Consider the following 24,254-nt stretch of genomic DNA (forward strand, 5'->3'; position numbering starts at 1 on the left):
ACCGTGCCGTCGGGGGTGACGGTCTTGGTGAGGCGGTCGTGGGCGTCCCAGGTGTGGTGCCAGGTGTCGGGGGTGCGGGAGATGCGGGTGACGGTGCGGCGGATCACCCGACCGGCCGCGTCGTAGGTGTAGCGGGTGCGCCCGGCGCGGGCCAGCAGGGTGCCGGTGTAGGCGCGTTCCCCGACCGCTTCGGCCGGTAGTCCGGGGGCGGTGGCGGCCGTTTGGTCGCCGGTGGGGTTGTAGGTGTACGCCTCGGTGCCGGCCGGGCCGGTCAGGTTCGTGGGGCGCCCGATCGCATCCAGGGTGAGCGTGGTGGTGCCCGTGGCGTCGGTGACGGCGGTGGGGTAGCCGTCCGCGCGGTGGGTCCAGCGTTTGTGGTGCAGACGCCGGTCACCGGCACCGGTGAGGACCTGCTCGACCATCCGCCCGGCCGCATCATGGCCGGTGGTGAGGGTCAGAACGTCGCCGATACGGCGCTCAGTTTCCTGCCCGGTGGCGTTGCGGGTGAAGGTCAGGGCCTGCTCTCCGGAAATCAGACCGATGGGACGTCCCGCGGTGTCATGGGTCCATCGGCTGGTGTGGCCGGTGGGGGTGGTGCGGGAGAGCAGGTTCCCCACCGGATCCACGGTCAGGGTCAGGGTATGGCCGTTGACCGTCTCACCGAGGAGATTCCCAACCGGATCGTGGGTGCGGGACAGCTCCACTCCCGGTGCGGTTGCGGCAACGATTCGCCCGCTCCTGTCGTGGGTCCAGGTGGTGGTCTCGCCGGTATCGGTCGTGGCCGAGATCGGTTGACCGAGCACGTCGTGGACGTAGTCGATGGATTGCCCCGCCGGGTTCGTCTGACGGACCAAGTGGCCGGCGGCGTCGTATTCGCGGGTGGTGGTGCGGCCGTCGTAGTCGGTCTCGGCGACCACACGGCCGGCCGGATCGAGGGTGTAGGTCCAGGTATGACCGTCGGGGGCGGTGACGGCGGTGATGTTCAACTCGGTGTCACGGGTGAGGACATACCGCGCGCCATCGGCAGTCGTCTGCGAGACCGGCAGGTCGAACGGGCCGTAGGCCCAGGCGGTGATCCCGCCGTTCTCGTCGGTGTGGGTCAGGCAGTTGCCCTCCGCATCCCACTCCCAGGACTCGACGTGTCCCAGGGGGTCGGTGCGGCGCACCGGCTTGCCCTCCGGTGACCACTCCATCCGGGTGATCGCCCCCAGCGGATCGGTGATGGAGGTGGGGCGACCGAAAGCGTCCCGGTCCAGGGCCGTGGTCGCGCCCAGCGGATCGACCACCGCTACCGGCAGTCCGGCGGGGTCGGTGTCGATGCGGGTGATCGCGCCGAGTGTGTCGGTGATGGTGGCGGGGGCACCGGTGGGGTGATGTGTCCAGGTGGTGCGGTGCCCGGCCGGGTCGATGACAGTCGTTCGGTTGCCCCGCTCGTCGAACTCCTGGCGCCAGGTGGTGCCGTCGGCCTCGGTGATCGCGGTGGGCAGGCCCAGGTCGTTGTACTCCGCGTGGATCTCGTGGTCGTCGGGACGGATAACGGTGGTCGGGTCACCGTGCTCGTTACGGACGTAGCGGGTGGTGTGACCGAGAGGATCGGTGACCGACAGGAGATGGTCGTAGCGGTCCCATGTGCGGCGGGTGGTGTGGCCCAGCGGATCGGTCTCCGCCACGAGCTGGAAACTGTCGTTGAACTGGTAGACCGTGGGGTAGCCGCGTGCCGCGTGGGCGGTGGTGCGGTGGTTGGCGGTGTCGTACTCGTAGCGGTACTCGAAGACCCGCCCCGAGCCGGTACCGAAGACACATCGGCCCGCCTGGTCGTATTCGTAGCGGTACCAGGTGTTGTTGCGGTCCTCCCACCGAATCAACCGGTCGTGCTCGTCGTACCAGAAGCGCAGCGGCAGGCCGGAAGAGTTGAAGACGCGCGCGAGGTTCCCCGCGTCGTCGTAGTCGAAGGCCAACAGGATGGGTTGTTCGGGTGCGGAGAGCAGCCGGTAGGAGGTGATGCGCCGGTCCACCACCGCCACGCCGATGCGGTAGCCACCCGAGTGGGTGACCTCGACCGGCTCGCCGTGCTCGTTGTGGCGGATCTCGATGCGGTTTTCGTTGCGGTCGGTGATCGACACCAGCGGCAGCTCGTTACCCGGCGCACCGGGCACGGGGCCGAAGTGCAGCGTCCTCCCCGACTCGCGCTGGTGAATCGTCAGCGGGGAGCCGGGCCGGCCGTCCCAGGCCAGTCCCCAGCGCGGACCCTCCACCGGCATCACCGGATCATCCGGATTCCGGGTGGGGACGGGGTAGACCAGGGTCATGCCGTCGGCGGTGCGAAAGCACACCTCCCGGGCGTCCAACTCCAGACGTTGATCCAGCGTGGAGGACCACGACCTACCGAACAGCCGCCCCGCCCGGTAGGTGGAGATGTGGTGGCGTTCCAGCAGCAGGGGCAGGACGCCGGGCAGGTCGATGTCGGTGGCCGGGAGCAGGACCTCGCCGGTGGCGAAGTCCACCGGGTCATCGGAGGTGTTCTTCCCCGCTGCCGGACGCCCCTCCTGTCGGACCTGCCGGCCCTGTCCCCTCGCCCCCCGCGCCATGCCCAACGTGGCGGTCTTCGCACCGGCGGAGGCCAAACGCCCGCCGGGCACGCAGTCCAACAACGCGAATCCGACATCCCACAAACTCGCCTCGCCGTTGGCGTAGTCGATCAACGTGTCCGCGAGGATGATCAACGAGGCCGCCAGGATCAACCCCCACACCAACGGCCCACCCAACACCAACGCCACAATGCTCAACACCGTGACGACAACCTGGGCGACGGCGACGATGGTGTCCCAGTTGTCCACCACCCAATCCGCGGCCTTCTGCCACCACTTGCGATTCGGGATCCCCGCCTCGGAAGCCTCCTCCAGATCCGCCTTGCAGCGCTGGGCGGCCTCCTCGCGCAACTCCTTGGCCTGACCCGCCAACGCGATCGCCAGATCCAACTTCCCCCGCGCGTCGGTGACCGCGCTCTCGGCGTTGCCCTGATCGCTCTCCGCATCCGTCAACGCCCGGCGGACCTCGGCCGCCACCTCACCCTCATCCGGCGGCTCCGCCGCCTCCTCCGCATCCTCCAGAGCGGAGGTGGCCCGCTCCAACCACGACTGCGCGGTGGAGAGTTCTTCACGGGCCTCGATCGCCTCGGCAAGCGCCCGATCCGCGTCCGTCTGTGCCTCGCGCAACTTCGGCGCGTACGTCAACAACGCCTGCGCGGCCAGGTCGTAGGAGGTGTGCAGCTTGTCCAGATCCGGCGGCAGCTTGTCGAAACGATCCCGATACGCTTCCGCACTCTCCCCCACAAACGTGGCGAGCGCCCCCTCCTCACCCATCGACCGCACCTTGCCCAGAGCGGTGAACACATCGTCGGCGAACTCCTCCAACTCACCGCCCAGACGCTCGATGCGATCCGGATCCCCCGGCGCCGGATCCGAGGACATCCCCACCGGCGACCAATCAGACGCCCGCGCCACGGAACCCCCCGTTTCCCGAACTCCCCCATCACCGGTGGCCGGTGACGCCATCGGTCATCCACTATGTCGTGCCCCCGCGAAGCCCGGAACAACGGGTGGGCACGTGGGTACGAGTTGACACGCGGCCGACCTTTCCGGCACCGGGTTCCCCGGCGCCGGTGAGCACCGCCGGAAGCCGATGGCTCGGGGTGGGCTCCTCCCGTTCACCGGGTGTCGGTGGACCGGCAGCCGGTGGGTCGGCAGCCTTGAGAAGGACTGGAACAGCGAGAACCTTCCCACCCACCCACCACAAACCCGGCATCACTCGTGCGGGTGACTTCGCCGGCTTCGCGGTCCGATGGGGGGTTATGGTCGCTTCCGACAACCCCACAACGCATTCGGCCCCCGTCCGGGATTAGCGGTCCCGGCCGAGGGCCTGACCAATCAGGAACGAGACCTTCCCGATGGCTGGCAACCAGCGTAGCCCGATCATGTCCGGGCTCATGCACCTCCGGGCCAAATTCACCCGGAACTTCACGATTCTTCCCAACTTCCTGTTGCGCAGGCGCGGCAGTGCCGTCGTCCTTGGCGTCGCCGTCTACCTGTTCTCGCTGCCCGAGGGCACGCCGATGAGCATCGAGCGACTGTGCCGGCACTTCACCGAGGGGCGCGTGCGGATCAGCCGCGCGCTGCGCGAACTGGAAGAGGACGGCTACCTCGAACGCCGCCTGTACCGCCTGGCCGACGGCACCGTGCGCACCCGCTTCGTCCTCCGCCACCTCCCCGAGGCGGCGAAGAGGTTCGCGGAGGCGGGAGGAGGCGCTCTCTCCGTCGAGGAGCCGGCGCCCGGGCCCGAGCCCCTTCCGGCGCCGGCGCCCGCTCCGACTCCCGCGCCACGACCGGTGTCCCGGCCGGAGGCGGATGTCCGGCCGGCTTCGGTGACGTGTCCCGCGCCCGTCGTCTCCGCGCCCCGGGTCGAACCCGTACCGGTGGAGAGGCCGGCTCTCTCGACTGTTCCGGCGGCCCGCGTCACGCCCACGTCCGTTCCCGTCGGGGCCCCGACTGTCACGGGCGCCCCCGTCCCCGCGCCCCGGGTCGCGGAGGCCGCGCCGGAGCGGGTGCCCGCCGATGGTGCCGGTCCGACCGAGAAGACGGTTGCCGACCGGTCGTCCGCCCCGGCCCCGGTGGTGGCCGCCGCGCCGCGTCCCTCCTCCGCCGAGCAGGACCCCGCGCTCGGGCCGGAGGCCGGGTGTCGGGAGCCGGTCGCCTCGACCGTCGCGCCGACACGGCCGGAGGTCGAGAGAGGGCCGGCCCGGCCGGTGAGCCGGGCCGCGCGGACGGTCCTGGACTCCCTGGCCGACCACGACCCCCGGCTCCTGCTCTCCGAGCGCGAACTCCACGACCTCGCCCCGACCGTGGACACGTGGCTGGCACGCGGCGCACGGCTCGACGAGATCACCCGTGCCCTCACCGCCAACCTGCCACGGCCCCTCACCCACCGACCCGCCCGACTCCTGGCCCACCGCCTGACCGCGTTCCTGCCGGCCCCACGGTCGACCCGGACCGCACCGACCGGCGCTCCCCCACCGGTCGCACCACTCCCGCCATGGCGCACCTGCGCCCGCTGCGATCGCGTGGCCTTCCGAAGCGCCGTCCACACCCTGTGCACAACCTGCCGCGAGGCACCGCCGGACTCCGTGTCCGACTCCCGTCGGCAGCGTCCCGAATCCGACGGTCGACGTGCGGGGGTGAGGAGGCGCCGGCCCCACCACACGGTTCCCTCGTGACGAGCCGCCGCCTCTTCCCACCCTCCCCGGGCACGTCGTGATCCCGGTGAGTCCTCGGTGCGTCGAGGACGCCCACACCGAGACCTCGCCCACACCCTCGGATCCTGCCGAACTCACCGCGCCCGACCGGCCGCTGTGGGGTGGTCGGGTGACGGCGTGGGTTCGGTGAGGAACCAATGCCTCCGGTTTTCCGGGGGATGGGTGGGGCCGGCACCTGTCGGGGGCGCTCGGTACCGTATCGGGGTCGTAACCCCTTGTATCGAGTGGAGCAGGGCATGAGTGGCGGAACGTCGAGGAACGGTCGGTTGCGGACGGTCGTGGCGGGAGTAGCGGGGGCCGCGCTGCTGCTGACCGGGTGCTCCTCCTCTGACACGGGCGAGGAGAACGACCCCATCGCGGGCGCGGAGACCGCCCCGGCGGAACCCGTCGAGGAGGAGGCGGACGACGAGGCGAACGGCGGCGACGAGGCCGCCGAGGAGCCGGAGGACTCCATCGAGCGACCGGAGATCGACCTCGGGGACGACTTGGAGAACGTCTACGAGGACAAGGAGACCGGCGACCCGGTCAAGGACGCCATCCTCCGCGACAGCCAAGGGTTCCAGGACGCCGTGGCGGAGGGCCTCGTTCACCACGAGACGAATCGCCCGGCGATGACCTTCTACCTCACCGGTGAGGCCCTCGCCAACTCGGTCCAACTGGTGCAATCAGCCATCGACCAAGGGCTCTCCTCCACCGGCACAAGCATGTATTTCGGTTACGAGGTCACGATGTACGACGACAGCTCGGCGGGTGTTCTCTTCTGTCGTGACTTCAGGGATGTGGCGACCATTGACGCGGAGACCGGTGAAGTCGTCGAAGAGGCCAACGCCTCGGCAAAAGCGTCCCAGTACGTCACCCGAGTCGAGTTGAATGACGGCGGCGTGTGGCAGACCACGGAGTACCACTTCTACCGAGAGGCCGAGGAATGCAACTGAAATTCCGCGGGCTTGGTGGAGTGACCGCGGGAAGCCTGCTCATCGTTCTGGCGCTCCCCGACCTCGCTCGTGCCGATCTCACCGACGGGGACATGGCGGGGATTCCCCCGCCCGAGGCTCCGCCCCGGACGGGTGGCGGGGGTGGCGGTGGGGGGATCCACGCGGAGGCGCGGATCGTGTTCACCTCCACCGGGGAGGGGAACCCTGCGCCGTTGGTCTCCGCCACCTCCTGGTCCCCACCGGCCTGCTACTACGCCCCCCTCTACACCCCCGATGAGATGCGGGCCAAGGAGGACGACTGGCTGCGCCACATGACGGTGGACTCCCCTCACGAGGAGGAGGTCCAGACCGACACCCGGCACCGGTACGACGACCTCTTCGAGGAGGACGGGGAGTTCCCCGACTTCCACGCCGATCGCTCGGGTGAGGGGATGTTCTGGTCCCGGGTGATCAACCGCGACCACCCCGACCGGGCCGCCCAGTACTCGTGTGAGCCGCGCCTGTTCCGGGTGGACTTCGGCGACCCGCCGCCGGGCCCTGGCGTGGTGGACACCGCCACCCTGGCCGCCCTGGCCCGGGAGTACACCCGGGTCCCGGAGACCGAGGTGATCCTCAACCCCGAGAACAACCAGGTGGTCAACCTCCCCTCCTGGGTGTGGCTGGAGGAAGCCGCCTTCGAGCCGGTGACCGTGCGCGCCGAGCTGCCGGACTACGGGATCTGGGCCGAGACCGTCGCCACCCCCCACACCCTGCACCTGAGCCCGGGCACCCCCGACGCCACGCTCCACCCCGCCTCCGGCCGCTGCGACGCCCGCAGCGGACGCATCGGCGAGCCCTGGAGCCGGGGCAGGAGCGGCGAGGAACCGCCCTGCGGCATCACCTACCTGCGCTCCACCACCGCCGGCACCCCCCACACCATGCGGGCCACCCTCGTCTGGGGCGTGACCTGGACCGACTCCCTCGGCGGCGGGGACACACTCCCCGACGGCGAGTACGACACCACCCTCGACGTGACCGTCGACGAAGTCCAAACCGTCGTCCGATAACGACAAGGACCCGACACACGCACCTCGCGTGCCCCGCCTCCTCCCGGCCGGGGGAATCCGGGAGGACCGGCCCGGGCGTCGGTACCGGCCGACACGACGGGACGCCGTGTGTCCCGGACCGGCCTCGCCGCCCGCGCCCGACGCACCGCTCCGGGCACCGCCCGTGTCGTCCCGGCCGGACTCACCCGCCTGTCGCTCAGCGCTCCCCGAGGCGGACCCGGCGCCCCGGGAAGTCGTGCCTCCGCCGGCTCTATAGCCGCACCCCGGGCAACCGGGAAGTTGTCACCATCGGTCGTTCCCGGTCGTCCCCGATCAGAGAGGAACGCCACCGCGCATCCGCCCGCCGGCCGGGTGGGGACAGTCCGGTTGTGGACACCGTCCGGAGGGCGAACGGGGGGTGCTACGGCGGTTACATGGGGACGGGCCCCACGGAAGCCGGCCCCGCGCGTCGCGGGCGTCCCGCCGTTCCGCCCCGAAGGGGGTCGGGCCCTTCCGGCCGACCCGACCGGGCGTCCGCCGGCAGGATGGCGGGTGCCCGCTCCGGGGGCCACCCGGATCGGAGGACCCCGATGACACGTGTCGCGCACCCCACGGCTCCCCGCCTCGTCCTGGTCGGTGCCCGGGGCGCCCGGGGCACCGCCCTCCGGGAACTGATCGAGGAACGGGGCCCCGGCACGGGGTACCGGGAGTTGCGATTGGTCGACCCCAACGGCCGGCGCCACCCGGTCGGGAGCCGCCGCGACCCGGTGCTCCCCCTGGAGGAGAAGGTCTTCGAGGACGCCGATGTCGTCTTCCTGTGCGCGGGAGTCGGGGTCAGCCGCCGCTGGGCGCGTCCGGCCGCGCGCCGCGGCGCCCTGGTTATCGACACCACGGACGCCTTTCCCGGCGATCCGGGGGTTCCGTCGGTGGTGCCCGAGGTCAACGGTCGGACGGCGGAGCGGTGTCCCTCCGGGACCGTCCTCGCCTCCCCCGGCCCGATGGCCGTGGCACTGGCCCGGGTGTTGCACGGCATCGAACGGGACTTCGGAGTGCGGCAGGTGGTGGTGAGCACCTATCAGGCCGCCTCGGACGAGGGGCACCGCGGGGTGGAGGAGTTGCTGGAGGGCAGCGAGTTGGCTCTGCGGGATCCGGACGCCGATCCGCCCTCGGAGTGCTTCCGCCCGCCGCTGGCCTTCAACGTGGTGCCGGCGGTGGGCGGCCCGGTACCCGACCGGTTCACCACCGAGGAGCAACGGTTGCTGCGGGAGACCCGTCGCGTGCTGGGCCGACCCAGGTTGAACCTGACGGTGACCTGCGTGAGCGTGCCCGTGGTCGGCGGGCACTCGGCGGCACTGTTCGTACAGGCCGAGGTGCCGACAGCGCGACGGGCGCTGGTGCGGATGTTGGACTCCCTCCCCGGGATAGTGGTTCACGACTCGGGCGCGCCCCGGGCGGCGCCGACACCGTTGACCGCCGGGGATCCGGACTCGGTGCACGTGGGGCGGGTGCGGGTGGTGCCGCACGATCCGCGAGGTTTCTGGCTGTGGTTGACGCTGGATGACCTGCGGGCGGGATGTGCCCGGAACGCCCTGGGGATCGCCGAGGCGTATCTCGCCCGGCGGCGGGCCCCGGTGCCGGTGCCGGTGTCCGAGGGGGGATGAGCGGGCGGCACAGCCCGGTGCGGTCGGACGTGGTTTCGGTCGCGTGTGGTTTCGGTCGCGTGTGGTTCCGGACCGCCACGGTTCCGGTCGCACCCGGTGCGGCCGGGCGTGGTACTCACCGGACCCCACCTCGACACCCGGATCCCACCACTGCCCGGACCCCACCACCGCCCGGATCCCCGGCACCCACCACCCGTCGTGCCGGGAACCCCCGACCACGCGACCGCGCGCCCACCGGCTCGGACACCCTCGCCATCGGTACCTCGCGCCACATGCCCGAGCCGGCAGGGCCCGTGCGGCATCGAGTCGGCCACCCATAGCCGTCCGTCCCCCGGCCCATCGGGTTCGAGGAGTGGGCGTGGCGCCCCGACGCGACCCCGGCACCCGGCACCCGGCACCCGGCACCCGGCACCCGGCACCCGGCACCCGGCACCACACGACCGCGCACCCCCGCCGGTGATCGTCTCCGGTCGGGGGTGCGCGGTCGTGTGCGGGAGGATGTCGCCTTCGGCGAACGGGGTCGCCTCAGGCCGTGGTCGCCGCCGGGGGCGCGGTGTCCCACTGGTCGTCGGCGAGGTCCCACTGGTCGTCGGCGAAGCGAAGCTTCGTCTCGGCCGCCCCGACCCCCCGGGCGGCGGGGGCGGTGCCGGCGGCGGAGCCGAGGACCCCGGCGACGAGGAGTGCCGCCGAAAGGGCCGTCACGGACCGGAGGAAGTGGGAAAGACCGGAAAGCTGGTGCCGAGCGCAATTCATCGTATCTCCAGTGATACTGCGATAGGGATGTCGGCCATCGGGCACACCCTCAGATTGCCGGCGACGACGTTCCCGTTCGATACGTCCGCGGTGTCCTATGCTGGAGTGGCAACTTGTGGATCGCGGCGGAATGTCGAGCCCTGAGGGAGCCGTGGACGAGCCACCGCTGTTGGACGAGTTCGCCGTGGACGTCTACCGGGCCGCGGTGCGCTGCGGCGCCTTCGCCGACGAGGCGATCGCCGAGGAGCTGGGGGTGGGGGTCGCACGGGTCGCGGAGGCCCGCAAAGCCCTGGAGGAGCTGCGGTTACTCGGGCCGCTCGGCGAGGACGGGAAGACCCGGATGCCCCTCGATCCGGAGATCGTCGAGGCGGAGTTGATCTCCCCGCTCGAAATGGCGATCGTCGAACGGCGTCGTCGGATCGTCCGCATCCACGAACAGCTTCGCTCACTCGGGCAGCTTTATCGCTCAATCGAGCAATTACGGTACGCGGAGAATTCCATCCGCGTCCTCGACGACGCCGCCGAGGTGCGCCGGGAGATCGAACTCGCCCGTCACCGCTGCACCCGGGAACGCATGAGCCTGCAACCCGGCGGCGGTCGGTCGGCCGAACTCCTCCAACACGATCTGGCCCAGACCCGGGAGCTGCTCAGGCGCGGTGTCCGCATCCGGACCCTCTACCAGCACACCGCCCGCGCGAGTCTGGCGACCCGGGCCTACGTCAGACGGGTCGGCGAGGAGGGCGGCGAGGTCCGTACCGCCGAGGAACTCACCGAACGCATCATCATCTACGACCGGCGCATCGCCTTCGTCCCGAAGGAACGCGACGGGCGGGAGGCCCCCGGCGCCGCCGTGGTCACCGACCCCACCATGGTCGCCTACCTGTGCCGGTCCTTCGAGGCCGCCTGGCAGGTGGCGCAGCCCTTCGTCCCCGCCGACGCGGAGCCGACGACCGGTTCCGGCGAACGACAGACCGGCACCGAGCTTCGCGACTCGATCCTGCGCCTGATGTCGATGGGGTTGAAGGACGAGGTGATCGCCCGCCGGCTGGGGATGGCCACCCGCACCTGTCGCCGTTACATCTCCGCCCTGATGGACGAACTCGGCGCCACCAGCCGCTTCCAGGCCGGTCTGATGATCGGTCGGCAGGGGGCGGCGGGGGAACGGGACGGCGACGTGCTTCCCGGTGGCGCCGGGACGACCACCACCGGCTGAGCCGGGCCGTCCGCGCCCCGGGGCCCCTTCGGGTACCCCGCCGCCGACCGCCCGCCCACGGGCCGGTGGCGGCACGGATCCGCCGACGGGCCGGGCTGGCACTCCGGCCACTCCCGGACCGGGCCCTCCCGGCCGGTGAAGCCCCCGGGGGCCGGCGACGGCGGGGGCGGTGCTCCCATCGGGGCGGCCGGTGCCGCCACGCCCCGTGCCGGCGGTACCGACCCCGTGCGGGCCCCGGGTCGGCGGAGCCGTTCCCATCCTCCCCGGTACATTCCGCCCGACCCGACGCACCCGACGCGGCGTTCCCGGACCGGCACCCGCGGACCGGCACCCGCGACCCGGCGTTCCGGTACGCCCGGTCCGTCGGCCGGCGCCACCCGCCTCCCCCCGGGGCCTCCGGGGCCGTGCCCGGAACCGCGCGCTGTCCACTTCCGGCCGGACCGGCACCGGACGCCGGTCACGCCTCGTGCGCCCTCCCGGTCGCGTGCCACCGTGTGGTTCACGGACCGCCGGCGGAGACGCCGGGGTCCCTCCGCACCCGGCGCACTCCGGCCGGCGACCACTCCGTCATCCCACGCCCTCCCCGGGGCACGGCATGACGAGGACCTCGCATGGGAGACACCGATGGCACACCTGATCGGCCTCGACGAGGCCGAGGCAATGGACGTCGACACCGTCCACGACCTGTACCGCACGTACATCAACAAGAGCCAGGTCCGGCTGATGACCTCCTTCGGGTTCGGTCGGGAGCTGGTCGACCGCGCCGAGGGCGCCTACATCCACACCCGGGACGGCCGCCGCATCCTCGACTTCACCGGCGGCGTCGGCGTGCTGAACCACGGGCACAACCACCCCCGGGTCCTGGCCGCCCGCCAACGCTTCCAGGAGCGGCGGCGGATGGAGGTCCACAAGACCTACTTCTCGCCCTATCTCGCCGCGCTGGGCCACAACCTCGCGCAGATCCTGCCCGGTGACCTCAACCGGTCGTTCCTGCCCAACTCCGGGGCCGAGGCCGTCGAAGGAGCCGTGAAGCTGGCGTACAAGTACCACGGCGGCACCCGGCGGCAGGTGCTGCGCTCGGACATCGCCTTCCACGGCAAGCTGCTGGGTTCCGGCGGCCTGACCGGCAGCGCGCAGAACCACTTCGACTTCCCCACCATCCCCGGCATCCGCGCCTTCCGGTACGACGACCTCGACTCGGTGCGCGAGGCGCTGGCCGAGGCGCGGGACGCGAAGGGGCGCAGCGATGTCTACGCGCTGCTGATCGAGCCGTTCAGCGCCTCCACCATGCGGTGGTGCTCGGAGGAGTTCCTGCGCGGGGTGCGCGAGCTGTGCGCGGCCGAGGACATCGTGTTGATCTTCGACGAGATCTACACCGGGTGGGGCAAGACCGGGAGCATGTTCCACTTCACCCGCTACGAGGGGCTGATCCCGGACATCGTCACCACCTCGAAGTCCTTCGGTGGCGGCAAGTCCTCGATCTCGGCGTTCGTGGCGCGCGACGCGCTCTTCCGCAAGGCGTACGACAACATGACGGACGCCATGATGCAGAGCACCAGCACCACCTACTACGGCTTCGGGGAGGAGACCGCCACCGCGATCGAGGCGATCGCCGTCGCGGTCGAGGAGGACTTCCCCGCCCGGGCCAGGGCCATCGAGGAGGTGCTGACGCCGGGACTGGAACGCATCCGGAAGACCTACCCGGACGTCGTCACCGATGTCGCCGGCGCCGGGGCCCTGCACGGTGTCTTCCTCTCCGGTGGGCCGAAGGTGCTGGACCTGGTCGGGAAGCTGCCGGTCGGCGGCCCCGCCAAGGATCCCCTGCTGCGCACGAAGATCATCACGGCGGCGGTGATCGACACCCTCTACCGCAAGCACGACATCTACGCCTACTACACCCTGAACGGGCGCAGCCCCCTGGTGGTCAGTCCGCCGTTGGTGGCGGGACGCGAGGAGTGCGAACGGTTCCTCGACGCCCTGGAGGCCACCCTCGCCGAGGGCATGGGCCGGCTGGTGGGGCGCTTCATGCGGGAGCGGGTGAGCTCGCTGTGGTGACCCGACCCGTTCCCGGAACCACCGACATCCCCGTGCCCGCCGGGGCCGAGGCGCCGATGCCGGCGCCGGCCGAACTCCCCGCCCGGGTGACGGTGACCGGCGCGGCCGGCGTCCTCGGCTCACACCTGGTCGAACGGCTGCTGAAGGAGGGTCGGGAGGTCCGCGCCTTCGACCTGCGGCCGGTGCCGGAGGCCACCGGGCTGACGTCCCTGAGCGGCGACATCCGCGACCGGCGGGCCGTCGCGGAGGCGCTGCGCGACACCGACGCCCTCGTCCACTGCGCCTCCGCCCTGCCCAGCTATCCGGCCCAGCAGATCCGCTCGATCGTCGTCAAGGGCACCACCGCGGTGCTGGAGGCGGCGCGGGCCGCCGGCGTGCCCCGGGTGGTGCACATCTCCTCGACCGCCGTCTACGGCCTGCCCAAACTGGTCCCGACCCCGGAGGACCATCCGCGCGAGCCCGTGGACACCTACAGCTCCGCGAAGGCGGAGGCCGAGGTGATCGCCGAACGGTACCGCGCCGAGGGGATGCTCCTGCCGATCCTGCGACCCAAGACCTTCCTCGGGCCGGGCCGGATGGGGCTGTTCGACATGCTCTTCGAGTGGGCGGAGGAGGGACGCAACTTCCCCGTGCTGGGCCGGGGCGACGTGCGCACCCAGATGCTCGCGCTGCGGGACCTGGTCGAGGCGGTGGTGACCGTGCTGCGCGCGCCGGAGGCGCCGGCCAACGACACCTACAACATCGGGGCCGCCCGATTCGGCACCCTCCGCGAGGACTTCCAGGCAGTGCTCGACGCCGCCGGCCACGGCAGGCGTGTGGTGTCCGTGCCCGGCCGGCCGGCCGTGGCGGTGCTGCGAGGACTGGAGCGCACGGGGCTCTCCCCGGTGTACGGGCGGCTGCTGTTCAAGCTGCTGGACGACTCGTACGTGAGCGTGGACAAGGCGCGGGAGCGGCTCGGTTTCGAGCCCTTGATGAGCAACCGCGAGGCGATCCTGCAGACCTACGACTGGTGGCGCGAGCGGCGTGCCGCGGTGGCCGCCGCCGGGCCCCCGGCGGTGGCCGGGTCCGGGAAGGACGGCCCGGCCAAGGGCGGCCGGACCAGTACGGATCCCTGGAAGCAGGGTGTGCTGCGCATGGCGAAGGTCTTCTTCTGAACCGTTCCGGCAGGCCCGTTCCGTCCCGCCCGATCCCCGCCCGATCCGCTTCCGTTCCCTCTTCCTCCGCCCCGTTCCGGTTCCACGAGGAGTGACATGGCATGTTCGTGACAGAACTGCGCCCCACCCATCCCCCCGACGGCCCACCGCCCCGGGGGGACCGGCCGGGCGCCCCGCCCACCGACCCGTCCGGTGGGAAAACCGCCGACGGGGCCGCCGACAACCCCCCGGCGCGGGCCCGCTGGTGCCTCGGCACCCGCCTGCTGGTGGGCGCCGGCGCACTGTGGACGGTCTTCCTCTCACTGCACCTGCTGCTCACCGACCGCTGGTGGCCGTGGCTGGTCATCGAGGCCACGCCACCCGTGGCGTTCCTCGCGATCCCCCTGCTGCTGCTCGCCGCGTCCCCTCTGGCCCGCCCGGTGCGCCGGTGGCTGGCGCCGGCCCTCCTGGTCCCCGTCCTGGTCGGGGCCCACCTGGCCGGCTACGGCCCCGGCTGGGGCAACCCGGACCCGGGCGCGGCGCACGGAGCGGCGGGCGAGGAGATCACCGTCTTCTCCTGGAACGCCGACTACTGGGACATGGACGACGACCCCGACGCCTTCCACGCCTTCCTGCGCGAACAGGACGCCGATGTCTACCTGTTGCAGGAGTACCTGCACTGGGAGGGCGAGGACCCGATCCTCATCGACGACACCGAACGGCTGCGGGAGGAGTTCCCCGACCACGAGATCGTCGTGGAGGGCGAGCTGATCACCCTCTCCCGGCTGCCGGTCGTCGCCGTGCACCACCGATCCGTGCCCGACCGGGAGAACGCCTGGTACTGGCAGGGGAGGAAGACCCAGCGCACCGACGTGCTCGTCGGTGACACCACGCTGTCCCTGTACAACAGCCACCTCCCGGTGCCCTTCCGGGTCGGCGACAACCCGCTGTCCGAGCGCTTCCGTTCCTTCCTGGCCCAACAACACCAGTGGCGCACCGAGGAGTTGGACTGGTTGCGGAAGGACCTGGCGGACAATCCGCACCCGGCGGTGGTCACCGGTGACTTCAACTCCCCCTGGATGGGCAGCCTGATCGACCTCGGTCCCGACGTCCGGACGCACACCCCCGAGCGGGGCCCGGCGCCCGCCACCTCCTGGCCGACCGCCGACTACCCCCTGCCCCGCCTGTGGCGGCTGGACTGGCTCTTCACCTCCGGGGACATCCCGGTCACCGGATACCGCTTCGGCGGGGGCGCCGAATTCTCCGACCACAGCGCCCAGGAGATCCGGCTGCTCGTCCCCTGACCGGGCCCCGCGCGCCCCGGCACCTCCCAAGCGCCCCGACGCCGGTCGCCGGTCGCCGGTCACCGGAAACACCGCACCACACCACCGCTCCGCCCTGCCCGAAACCCGTCCGCGCCACCCGACTCACACCCACGAGAGGGACACACCATGACGCAACCCGACAGGTTCCACGTGACGGTGATGCTGGACTACTACGCCCCCTACGTCAGCGGCCTCACCGAGGCGGCCCGCCTCACCGCCGAGGGCATGGCCGCCCGCGGCTGGGACGTCGCCGTCGTCTGCGCCCAACACGACCCGGTCCTGCCGGAGTACGAGGTCATCAACGGCGTCCACGTCTTCCGCGCCCCCGTGCTGGCCCGGGTCAGCCGGGGTTTCATCGCCCCCCGTCTCCCCCTCCTCGCCGGACGGCTGGCCGCCCGCTCGGACATCCTTCACATCCACCTGCCCAACCCCGAGGCGGCCTTCGTCGCGGCCCTGCGGCGGAAGGCACGGCTCGTGGTGACCTACCACATCGACGCCTTCCTGCCGGACGGCCTCGTGAACCGCTTCGGGATGCGAATGGTCGACGAGTCGTGCCGGGCCGCGATCCGCCGCGCCGACCTGGTCATCACCAACAGCGAGGACCAGGCCCGTGGTTCGCGGATCTGGCCGACCATCCGGCGCCGCGAACTGCGCCCCATCCCCTCCCCCTGCGTGGACCGCAACGGCGGCACCCCCCGGATGCGGGAGGGCGAGGGGCTGCACATCGGCTTCATGGGCCGGATCACCGTCGACAAGGGCATCGAGTACCTCATCCGCGCCTTCCGCGGCCTCGACGACCCCGCCGCCCGGCTGCTGATCGCCGGCGACCACACCACCGTCGCGGGCGGCAGCAACATCGAGCAGCTGCGGCGCGAGGCCGGGGACGACCCGCGCATCCGCTTCACCGGCCTGCTGCGCGGCGAACGGGTCCGGGACTTCTACGCCTCCATCGACGTGTTCGCGCTCCCCTCCGTCTCCGAGTCCTTCGGCATCGTGCAGGTGGAGGCCATGATGTCGGGCACCCCGTCGGTCACCACCGACCTGCCCGGCTCCCGCTACCCCGTCGAGGTCACCGGCTTCGGCCGGCTGATCCCTCCGCGCGACCCCACCGCCCTGCGCGAGGCGCTGCTGGAGATGGCGGCGCTGCCGGCCGAGGCCCGCCGGGAGGGCAGCGAACTCGCCACGAAGCTGTTCGGCGGGGACGCCTTCCTCGACGCCCACGAAGAGGCGTACCGGAGCCTGTTGCCCAGCGACACGAAAGCACTGCTGTGAGGCCCCCGGGCGAGACGGGCGTGGTGGACCACCACGCCCCGAGCGGCGGCGGATCGGCCCTCCGAACCCGGCCGGTCGTGGCGGAGGACACCGCCGTGACGGAGGAGACGGCCGGCACGGGCGAAAGAGCCGGCGTCACCGGTTGGACCGCGTCGCCGGCGACGAACCCCGTGCCGTCGAATCCACCCCGAAGCGGGCGGGGCCCCACCCCGTACCCCGCCGGGCGGTCGGGGGGCACCCGGCCCCGCCCCCCGGCGCCACCCCCGGCACCCGCCCGACGCTCCCGGCTGCCGGCCGGGGTGGAGCTGCTGCGCCCCCGCCAGTGGGTGAAGAACGTCTTCGTGCTCCTCGCCCCCCTGGCGGTGGCCCCGGCGACACTGTCGGAGCGACCGGGACAGGCCCTCGCGGCGCTGATCGCCTTCATCGCCGCCTCGGCCTCCGTCTACGTGCTCAACGACTGGATGGACCGGCACCGGGACCGGGCCCACCCGCGCAAACGCCGGCGCCCGCTGGCCGACGGTCGGATCGGACCCGGCGGGGCCCTGGCCCTGGGCGCCGCGTGCCTGGCGGTGCTCGCGGTCGCCGCCACCCTGCTGCCGGTGGGCGCCCGGTACGCGGTCGCCGGCTACCTCGCGCTGAACCTGCTGTACTGCCTGGCGCTCAAGCACCACTCGCTGGTGGACATCAGCGTCGTGGCCGCCGGGTTCTTGCTGCGCGCGGTGGCGGGTTGCCTCGCGGTCGCCGCCCCCCTCGATCCGGCCCTGCTCATCTGCGTGTACTGCGCCTGCCTGCTGCTCTCCCTGGGCAAACGGCGCCACGAGCTGGCTGCGGCGCACCGGGACGGCCGGGGCACCGTCCACCGACCCGCGCTCGCCGGATACTCCCTGCCGCTGCTCGACCAGCTGATGGTCGTCCTGGTGACCGCCTCGCTCATCGGCTACGAGCTGCACGTGCTCTCGCTGGACCATCCCAACTCCGCCGCCCTGGCCGTGGTCACCGTTCCGTTCACCGTCTTCGCCCTGTGCCGCTACCTCCAGCTGGTGACCGTGGAACGCGGCGGCGGCGAACCGGGGCGGGACGTGCTGCGGGACCGGCCGCTGGTGATCAACGCCGTGCTGTGGCTGCTGTGTCTGACCGTCGGACGACTCCTGTGAGGTACCCCGCCGTGAACCCCGCCACCGAACACGCCATCGACCGGGTCGCCGAGCAGGTGGGCGAACCCCCCACCGGGCACACCCCCGCGCCCGTCGGGGAGCCGCGCCCGGGCACCGACCCGGCCGAGCGCCCCCTCGTCTCCGTCATCATCCCCAACCACAACTACGCGCGGACCCTGCCGCTGTGCCTGCGGGCCGTCGCCGAACAGAGCTACCCGCGCGTCGAGATCGTGGTCGTGGACGACGGCAGCACCGACAACTCCCCGCGCATCGCCGAGGAGTTCCCCTGCACTCTGGTGCGCACCTCCAACGCCGGCGTCTCCGCCGCCCGCAACACCGGCGTGCGGCACAGCAAGGGCTCCATCCTCTTCTTCCTGGACTCCGACATCGCGCTGCGCCCCGACGCCGTCGAACGCGCCGTCGACCTGCTGGAATCCGACCCCGACATCGGCTTCGTCTGCGGCAACTACGACGACGTGCCGCTGATCGACGACGGATGGGTGGAGCGGTACAAGGTGCTCCACGGCCACCACTGGCGCCGGCGCACCGCCGGCGACGTGCGGGCCGCCTACTTCTCCATCGGCGCGATGCCCCGGGAGACGTACGAACGGGCGGGACCGCTGGACGAGACCCTGCGGGACACCGAGGACGTCGAGTACGGCGCCCGGCTGGCCCCGCTGGCCCGGGTCGTCCTGGATCCGCGCATCGTGGGCCGCCACGACGACGACGACCGCCTCGGCGTGCTGCTGCGCAAGCAGTACCGGCGCTCGGTGCCGCTGGTGGCGCTCTTCGCCGACCGGGAGCGCGCCCGTCCCGGACTCTCCGACACCGCCCACCAGCCGCTCGCCGTCACCGGCACCGCCCTGATCGGCGCGGGGCTCCTCGGCGCGGCCCGCCGCCCCCGGGCGGGGGCGGCGGTGGCCGGCGTCGGACTCGGCCTCTTCACCGTCGCGGAACGCGGGATGCTGCGGCTGATCCGGGACCGGGCCGGAACGCGCGCGCTCCCCGCGATGGCGGCGCTGCACCTGATGACCCACGTCACCACCGGTGCCGCCGCCCTGGTGGGGGTCGGGCGATGGGCCCTGTCCCCGGCCTTCCGGCGGCGGTACCGGAACCCGGGGGCCGCCTCCCCGGCCGGGGAGGGGAGGTGAGCGACCCGCGCACGGCGGCGGGATCGACCCGGCCCGGCGGCCCCGCCGTCGCGGTTCCGGTTCCGGGCACGGAACCGGAACCGGGGGCCGGCGGGCCCCCGGGACCGCGACCCGGCCCGGCCCCGCCGACCGGTCGGGTCCTAGCGGGCCGAACCCCGGCCGGCCGCTGCCTCGACGCGCTCCGCGCGGCCCTGCGCCGCCCCCTCGTCCGGCACACCCTGACCGTGCTGTTGGTGGTGGCGTGCGCCGGTTTCCTGGCCCACTCCCTGGCCGCCGACCGGGCGGCGGCCGAGGCGGCGGTCGGCCGGCTCGGGCCCGTGCTGCCGCTCGCCCTGCTGCCCGCCCTGGTCGGCCTGTGGCTGACCGCGCTGTCCTGGCGCGAGCCCCTCCAGTCCCTCTCCGGGCCGATGACGCGGCTGAGCGCCGTCCAGCTCTTCGCGGCGGGAAGTCTGGGCAAGTACGTGCCGGGTGTGATGTGGTCCATCGTGCTCCAGGTCCGCCTGGCCGCCTCCTCGGGCATCACGGTCCTGCACTTCACCGCCGCCTTCGGCCTCTACGGCGCGGTCGCCCTGGCCACCGGCGCCGCCCTCGGCGCCCCGACGCTGCTGGGGTTGCTGTACGGCGGCGGCGCCGCGCTCGCCTCCGCGGGCGCGGCCGTCCTCGTGCTGCTCGCCATGCCGTGGCTGCTGGGCGCCGCGATGCGCCTGGCCCGCAGGCTGCCCGCGCTGGGCCGGCGGCTCGCCGAGGTTCCGGCCGGCGTGCTGCGCCGTTCGGTGTGGCTGTGCGCGGTGTCCTGGGTGATCACCGGTCTCCACCTGTGGGTGCTGGTCGTCGCGCTGGGCGCCGACCCGATGGCGGCGCTGATCCCCTGCGTGGGCGGGTTCGCCCTGGCCACCGCCCTGGCGAGCCTGGTGGTGATCCTGCCGGACGGCATCGGGGTGCGGGAGGCCCTGCTCGCCGTCGCGTTGGTGCCGTTGCTCCCCGTCCCGGAGGCCGCGGCGGCCGCGGCGGCCAGCCGGCTGGTTCTCGCCGCGGCCGATGTCCTCGCCTTCGGCTACGGGACTATCGTCGGCCGCCGCCCACCGTCCCCCGGGGACCGGCGGCCGGCGGCCGTCGATCACCCGGAGGTCGGCGCGTCCCCCGGGACCTCCCCCGGGACGCGCCGCCCGCGGGTCGGACCGCCGAACCCGACCCCGAACCGGAGACCACCGACCGTCGCACACCGGACCCGCGACCGTTCGAGCCGCTGAACGCCCGACGGGCCAACGCCCGAACCACGAACCACACCTCACGAACACCCGAACCACGAAAGGGACACCCCCGTGCTCACCACCCCGTACGGCACCACCGTCCTGGAACGACTGCGCGGCGAGCGGGCCGCGCTCGGCACGATGTACTTCGGCACCACCGTGGACGAGAAGACCTCCTTCGCCCTCCTCGACCGCTGGGTCGAGCGCGGTGGACGGGTCCTGGACACCGCCAACTGCTACGCCTTCTGGGCACCGGACGGTACCGGCGAGGAGTCCGAGCTGCTCATCGGCCGCTGGATGGCCGAACGCGGCGCCCGCGACGACGTGCTGATCACCAGCAAGGTGGGTTGCCTGCCCGACCCGCTGGACGGACCCTTCCCGGAGTCGGCCGAGGGCCTGGGTCCGGACGTGATCCGCCGACAGCTCGACCTGAGCGCCGAACGACTCGGGTGTTCGTCCATCGACCTGTACCTCACCCACGCCGACGATCCGTCGGTCCCGCTCGCCGACACCCTGGGGGCCCTCTCCGAGGCGGTCCGCTCGGGCCGGGTCGGCGTGATCGGCGCCAGCAACACCGACGCCGCGCGGATGCGGGAGGCCGAGGCCCTGGCGGCGGCGGACGACTCCCTGGCCGCGCCGCGCGTGGTGCAGATGCGCCACTCCTACCTGTGGCCGGACCCCGGTCACAACATCGCCCCGCAGCGCCCCCTGGACCGTGACCTCGTGGCGTGGGCGGCGGAGCACGACGGTGTCCTCCAGGGGTACTCGCCGCTGCTCCAGGGCGCGTTGACCCGTCCCGACCGGCAGCTCTCCCCGGAGTACCGCGACGGGACGAACGAGCGTCGCCTGCGCCTGTTGCGGGAACTCGCCGACCGGATGGGCGTCACCGCCAACCAGGTTGCGCTGGCCTGGATGGTCGGCGGACAGCGGCCGGTGATGCCGGTGCTCGGCGTCAGCCGACTCGAGCAGTTGGACGAGGCGATGGACGCCCTCGACCTCGAACTGCCCGGGGAGGTCCGCGCCGAACTCGACGCCCTCGCCCCGCTGGGCCGCATGGCCTGAGTCCCGACCGCCCGGCCCCGCCCTCCCCGACGAGAGGGCCGGGGCCCGGCGGTGGGTGCCAGCTCACCCCCGGGAGGACCTCGTCAGCGGCGTGGTGTGCCGGGCCACCAGCAGCCGTGCCTCCTCGATCTCCTCCGGGGAGGCGAACAGCCGTTTGGAGAGCACCATCACGGGCGCGGAGATCCCCCGGGAGCCGAGCAGCACGAGACAGCGCCCCGTCTCCGCCCGGTGGGGAAAGCCTCCCAGCCCGTCGTGAACGTCGAGAGCGCGTCGCCCGCCTCGATTCCGGCGTCGTGGATACGGACGCGGCACTCGCCGCGTGCCGCCGCCCGGGCGTCCAGCCGCCGCAGCCTCAGGCGGTCCGCCGCCCACCCCATCACGCCTCCGATCAGGGGGCCGGCGCCGAGAAGGCCGGCGTACCGCGCCCACTCCCGATCCGGGAGAAGCCACGCGGCCACCACGCACCCACCCGCGATCACCAACACCACGGCGAGACCCCACCGCAGGGCACGCATGCCCCTGCGGGCCCGCATCCCGTCCCACAGATCCCGCCCGGTGACCCGTCCGGCCACCTCCACCGCCCGCACACCGCACTCCCCTCCGTGCCGCCGCGCTCCTCGCGGCGGGACATCCGGAAGTCTCCCGGGTCGCACCGACGCCCCCGGGCGGCCGTGTGGAGGAACGGCCGCCCGGGGGCGTGGGGCACCCACGACCGGGTCAGTTGATCCACGCCTCCAGGCGAATCGTCCCGACACCGTCGTTGAAACAGCGGAATCGGGACCAGGAGCCGTTGGCGACGCCACTCTCCCCCCGTGCCATGCACTCCCGCTGCGCCACGCCGGAGGAGCCGGTGTAGAAGAAGTAATCCACCACCTGCCAGCCGAACGACGCGGTCTCGCCGACCGCCCCGGAGGCCGTGCCGCCCGCCGGGGCGGCGGTCGCGGGACCGGCCAGCATCGCGCCGCCGCCGGCGAACACCGCCACGGCGACCACCGAGGTCGATAATCTCCCGAGCCACTTGCGTGTCATGCGAACCTCCGGGATCGGGGGTGGGCCGGAGGCCCACCGCACCCGGTAAGGCTGCCCCGACACCGACGCCCCGACACCCCGCCCGGGGGCGGGCGCCCAGGGTGACACCATCCCAACGCTCCGGGTGATCACCACATCGTGCCCCGCGACCCGGAAGAGTCGGTATGGTCCCGGCATCGGACTTGAAGGGGCACTCGCCGTCATGCGGCCACCGCCCCTTCCTTCTTTCCCCTTCCGCCATTTTTCCCCTTCCGCCATTTCCTCGGGCGCCCACCCCTTCAGGACGGGCCGACGGGCAGGGGCGACGCCACCAGGTGGATCACCTCATCAGGTGAATTCCGCACTCCCTCACCCCGCGCCGCCGCGGCGGGCGAGGGCGGCGCGCAGGTCCTCCGCCCGGCGGGCCGGGTCGCGGGCCTCCGTGGCGCCGGCGATGTGGGCGTCGGGGCGGATCAGCAGGGCGGTGCGTCGGTCGGGGTTGGCCCACCGGACGTGCCACACCCGGTCCGCGTCCGGCGTGCCGGCGAACGGTGAGGGCTCCCCCGCCGGTGTGACCAGCACGAACCGGCCGGCCCGCAGCACCCCGTACAGCCGCGACGGGGCCCGTCCGGTGTCCGACGGCCCGCCGGGGGCACCGCCCGGGAAACCGTCGGCCAACGCGAGGTCGGGGGCCTGGCGGCCGACGAGCGGGTGCGCCCCGCGCTCGGCTCGGTAGCCGAGCCCGATGCCGGTGACCTGGCCCAGCCCTCGGTCGCGCAGCGCCGGGGTGTCGGCGAACAGTCGGACGGCGAGGTCGCGCACGGCCCGGGCCGGCGCCGGGCGGAGCACGGCCGCGCGCAGCAGCGCACCGCTGCTGCGCAGCGCCAACGCGCCGATCGGGTGCCGTTCGGCGTGGTAGGTGTCCAGCAGGTCCCCGGCTCCGGGACGGCCCTCCAGCGCGGCGACGAGCTTCCAGGAGAGGTTGCCCGCGTCCTGGAGCCCGGTGTTCATGCCCTGGCCGCCGGCCGGGGAGTGCACGTGCGCCGCGTCCCCGGCGAGGAAGACCCGCCCCACGCGGTAGGTCGGCACCTGCCGTTCCTCGCTGCGCAGTCGGGAGAGCCACTGCGCGTCGCGCATGCCGAAGTCGGTGCCCAGCACGCGGCGGGTGATCTCCCGGAGTTCGTCGAGGTCGACGGGGGTGTCCTCCGGGACCTCGTTGCGCGGGTCCCAGCCGACGACGCGGTACCGGCCGTCGCCGAAGGAGGCGATGAGGGCGAAGGCGTTGTCACGGGCGTCCGCCCTCACCGGTCCCTGCGGCGGGCCTGCGAGCCGGACGTCGGCCAGGACGAGGGAGGCGGGGAAGGTCTGCCCGGGGAACGGCAGGCCGACCGCCTCGCGGACGGTGCTGCGGTGGCCGTCGGTGCCCACCACCCAGCGGGCACGCAGGGCATCCCCCGTCCCCCCGCCGGCGTTCCCGTCCCCGCCGGCCCCGGACGAGCCGGCACGGCGCACCCGCACCGTCACCGCCGCCTCCCACTGCTCCACCCCGATCGCCTCGGTGCCGTACCGGATGTCCGCGCCGGCCTTCCGCGCCCGGCGCTCCAGCAGTCGCTCGACCTCGTACTGCGGGGTGACCAACAGAAACGGGAACCGGGTGCGCAGCCCGGTGAGGTCGAGTTCGACGCCGGCGATCCCGCGCGGCCGGGCCACCCGCCGACCCCGGTCGATCAGGTCGTCGGCGAGGCCGCGCGCGTCGAGGTACTCCAGGGTGCGGGCGTGCACGGCCAGGGCCCGGGTGAGGTTGGAGAGCCCGGGCGGACGGCGTTCCAGCAGCACCACGGACCGCCCGGCCGCCGCCAGGTCCCCGGCGAGCAGCAGCCCGACGGGTCCGGCTCCCACCACGATCACCTCGGCGTCCATGCCCCGCTCCCTCCTCGGTGGTCCCGGCG

The 24,254-nt window shown here is 72.9% G+C and carries 18 protein-coding genes; 13 read left to right on the plus strand and 5 right to left on the minus strand.

Annotation, left to right across the window (positions count from 1 at the left end):
- Positions 1 to 3,470: DUF6531 domain-containing protein (locus LZF96_RS18930; protein ID WP_233873953.1), on the minus strand; the 3,470-nt coding region annotated here is incomplete at its 3' end.
- A gap of 476 nt (positions 3,471 to 3,946) precedes the next feature.
- Between LZF96_RS18930 and LZF96_RS18935 the strand changes: the two genes are divergently transcribed.
- The 4 genes from LZF96_RS18935 (at position 3,947) to LZF96_RS18950 (ending at position 8,929) form a co-directional block, all read left to right on the plus strand.
- Positions 3,947 to 5,269: a hypothetical protein gene (locus LZF96_RS18935; RefSeq protein ID WP_233873956.1), complete on the plus strand. Its 1,323-nt coding sequence runs from the start codon at positions 3,947 to 3,949 to the stop codon at positions 5,267 to 5,269.
- Between the two features lie 275 nt (positions 5,270 to 5,544).
- The gene (locus tag LZF96_RS18940; protein WP_233873958.1) at positions 5,545 to 6,243 is read left to right on the plus strand and encodes a hypothetical protein; all 699 of its coding nucleotides are present in this window, start codon (positions 5,545 to 5,547) and stop codon (positions 6,241 to 6,243) included.
- Between the two features lie 20 nt (positions 6,244 to 6,263).
- Positions 6,264 to 7,289 carry a hypothetical protein gene (locus LZF96_RS18945; protein ID WP_233873961.1) on the plus strand — a complete coding sequence of 342 codons (1,026 nt, stop codon included), beginning with the start codon at positions 6,264 to 6,266 and terminating at the stop codon, positions 7,287 to 7,289.
- A gap of 569 nt (positions 7,290 to 7,858) precedes the next feature.
- Complete coding sequence (locus tag LZF96_RS18950) at positions 7,859 to 8,929, plus strand: aspartate-semialdehyde dehydrogenase (protein ID WP_233873964.1); 1,071 nt, start codon at positions 7,859 to 7,861, stop codon at positions 8,927 to 8,929.
- A 525-nt stretch (positions 8,930 to 9,454) separates the two neighbouring features.
- Here LZF96_RS18950 and LZF96_RS18955 read toward each other — a convergent pair.
- A complete protein-coding gene (locus LZF96_RS18955) occupies positions 9,455 to 9,631 on the minus strand; it encodes a hypothetical protein (protein WP_233873967.1) in 177 nt (58 codons plus the stop codon).
- 181 nt (positions 9,632 to 9,812) lie between these two features.
- Here LZF96_RS18955 and LZF96_RS18960 point away from each other — a divergent pair, with 181 nt between their 5' ends.
- The 9 genes from LZF96_RS18960 to LZF96_RS19000 all read left to right on the plus strand — a co-directional run bounded on the left by LZF96_RS18960 (position 9,813) and on the right by LZF96_RS19000 (position 21,297).
- A complete protein-coding gene (locus tag LZF96_RS18960) occupies positions 9,813 to 10,895 on the plus strand; it encodes a LuxR C-terminal-related transcriptional regulator (protein ID WP_233873970.1) in 1,083 nt (360 codons plus the stop codon).
- Positions 10,896 to 11,519: 624 nt separating this feature from the next.
- On the plus strand, positions 11,520 to 12,950 hold the full coding sequence (locus tag LZF96_RS18965) for an aspartate aminotransferase family protein (RefSeq protein ID WP_233873973.1): 1,431 nt from the start codon (positions 11,520 to 11,522) through the stop codon (positions 12,948 to 12,950).
- Positions 12,951 to 13,006: 56 nt separating this feature from the next.
- On the plus strand, positions 13,007 to 14,104 hold the full coding sequence (locus tag LZF96_RS18970; RefSeq protein WP_233874085.1) for an NAD(P)-dependent oxidoreductase: 1,098 nt from the start codon (positions 13,007 to 13,009) through the stop codon (positions 14,102 to 14,104).
- 101 nt (positions 14,105 to 14,205) lie between these two features.
- Complete coding sequence (locus LZF96_RS18975) at positions 14,206 to 15,387, plus strand: endonuclease/exonuclease/phosphatase family protein (protein WP_233873976.1); 1,182 nt, start codon at positions 14,206 to 14,208, stop codon at positions 15,385 to 15,387.
- 147 nt (positions 15,388 to 15,534) lie between these two features.
- Positions 15,535 to 16,680, plus strand: coding sequence for a glycosyltransferase family 4 protein (locus LZF96_RS18980; RefSeq protein WP_233873979.1), 1,146 nt, complete (start codon positions 15,535 to 15,537; stop codon positions 16,678 to 16,680).
- Between the two features lie 299 nt (positions 16,681 to 16,979).
- Positions 16,980 to 17,834 carry a UbiA prenyltransferase family protein gene (locus LZF96_RS18985; protein ID WP_233873982.1) on the plus strand — a complete coding sequence of 285 codons (855 nt, stop codon included), beginning with the start codon at positions 16,980 to 16,982 and terminating at the stop codon, positions 17,832 to 17,834.
- Between the two features lie 11 nt (positions 17,835 to 17,845).
- Complete coding sequence (locus LZF96_RS18990) at positions 17,846 to 18,985, plus strand: glycosyltransferase family 2 protein (RefSeq protein ID WP_233873985.1); 1,140 nt, start codon at positions 17,846 to 17,848, stop codon at positions 18,983 to 18,985.
- A 224-nt stretch (positions 18,986 to 19,209) separates the two neighbouring features.
- Positions 19,210 to 20,235, plus strand: a complete 1,026-nt coding sequence (locus tag LZF96_RS18995) for a lysylphosphatidylglycerol synthase domain-containing protein (RefSeq protein ID WP_233873988.1) — start codon at positions 19,210 to 19,212, stop codon at positions 20,233 to 20,235.
- Between the two features lie 72 nt (positions 20,236 to 20,307).
- The gene (locus LZF96_RS19000) at positions 20,308 to 21,297 is read left to right on the plus strand and encodes an aldo/keto reductase (protein WP_233873991.1); all 990 of its coding nucleotides are present in this window, start codon (positions 20,308 to 20,310) and stop codon (positions 21,295 to 21,297) included.
- A gap of 167 nt (positions 21,298 to 21,464) precedes the next feature.
- Here LZF96_RS19000 and LZF96_RS19005 read toward each other — a convergent pair whose 3' ends face one another.
- The 3 genes from LZF96_RS19005 to LZF96_RS19015 form a co-directional block, all read right to left on the minus strand.
- Positions 21,465 to 21,884: a hypothetical protein gene (locus LZF96_RS19005; RefSeq protein ID WP_233873994.1), complete on the minus strand. Its 420-nt coding sequence runs from the start codon at positions 21,882 to 21,884 to the stop codon at positions 21,465 to 21,467.
- 130 nt (positions 21,885 to 22,014) lie between these two features.
- On the minus strand, positions 22,015 to 22,326 hold the full coding sequence (locus tag LZF96_RS19010) for a hypothetical protein (RefSeq protein ID WP_233873997.1): 312 nt from the start codon (positions 22,324 to 22,326) through the stop codon (positions 22,015 to 22,017).
- A gap of 348 nt (positions 22,327 to 22,674) precedes the next feature.
- Entirely contained in the window at positions 22,675 to 24,225 is a 1,551-nt protein-coding gene (locus tag LZF96_RS19015; protein ID WP_233874001.1) for an FAD-dependent monooxygenase, read from the minus strand.
- Between the last annotated feature and the right edge of the window lie 29 nt (positions 24,226 to 24,254).

The sequence above is a fragment of the Streptomyces sp. ST2-7A genome, from assembly GCF_021390475.1.
GTDB lineage: Bacteria > Actinomycetota > Actinomycetes > Streptomycetales > Streptomycetaceae > Streptomyces.